The sequence below is a fragment of the Dehalobacter sp. genome (assembly GCA_023667845.1).
Lineage (GTDB): Bacteria > Bacillota > Desulfitobacteriia > Desulfitobacteriales > Syntrophobotulaceae > Dehalobacter.
Window position 1 is genome coordinate 1 of the sequence record JAMPIU010000094.1, and the last position, 1,035, is coordinate 1,035.

Genomic DNA, 1,035 nt, shown 5'->3' on the forward strand with positions numbered 1-1,035 from the left:
ATTGGGAACCCATTGATACCATCAACCCAAAGGAGGACTAAGACATGGGCCAAACATTAGATATGCTGCTTGCGGCTGACCCGACAAAAATTAAGGATATTCCAACCGGTAAGGTTGAAATTAAGCGGCTTTCAAAAAAATTAGGGCAGCCTTTTTATATTAGCTTTAGAGCCGCAACTATTGATGAATTAAAAGAAATCGGAGAACTGGCTGACGGCAACGAAGGCGAAGAGATGAAGTGGGCAATTTACAAAATGTCTGCTGATCCCGATTTTAAGACCAAGGAACTCAGGGAGAGGTACGGCACAACCAGGCCGGTTGATATCGTATCAAGCATCCTGTTAGGTGGCGAAATCCTGGCTGTCTACAATGCCATAATGAAGCTTTCAGGTTTTGAAAAAGGAAACCTGAATATTGAAGAAGTAAAAAACTCATAAATTCAGACGGGCTTGCAGCCATGATTCATTATTACGTTCAAAAAGGCCGTTTGCCGTCTGAGATATACAACGCATCTGAAGGCGAAAAGACGTTTTTGTATGCATCCATGTTAAAAGAACTGGATGAAAATTATAATAGCCCTGGAGGATGTCCTTTATTTGCCAAATAATAAAGCTAACAGCGCCAGCAGGGCGCTTTTCTCATGCCCTTATAAGGGGGTGAAACTTTGATATTAGGTGCATCGATTCGTTTAAAAGACCAATTTTCAAGCACCATGACCAAGCTGCATAAAGATACAAACACTATTACAAGCAAAATAAAAATCCTTGGCAGTATGACTGTTCGCCCTGTGATTGCTGTAACAGACAAGGCCACTAAAGCCATTGGTAAGATTAAAGACGGCTTACTATCTTTAAAAGGTCTCGCGGCCACCGCCCTTGCCGGGCTCGGAGTTGGTAAGGTTGTTGGTGCCGGGATGATGTTGGAGCAGCAACAAATATCCATGCAGCATTTTATAGGTATTCAAAACAAGGGTATGGATGCTGCGGAGATAAAAAAACAGGCTGATGAATACGTCAACTGGCTTAGAAGCTATGC

At 42.5% G+C, this 1,035-nt stretch carries 2 protein-coding genes; both read left to right on the forward strand.

Translation table 11 applies throughout. The features are described from left to right. The first annotated feature begins 44 nt into the window (after positions 1-44). Positions 45-437, forward strand: a complete 393-nt coding sequence (locus NC238_06700; GenBank protein MCM1565627.1) for a hypothetical protein — start codon at positions 45-47, stop codon at positions 435-437. A 227-nt stretch (positions 438-664) separates the two neighbouring features. Then, positions 665-1,035: hypothetical protein (locus tag NC238_06705; protein MCM1565628.1), on the forward strand; the 371-nt coding region annotated here is incomplete at its 3' end.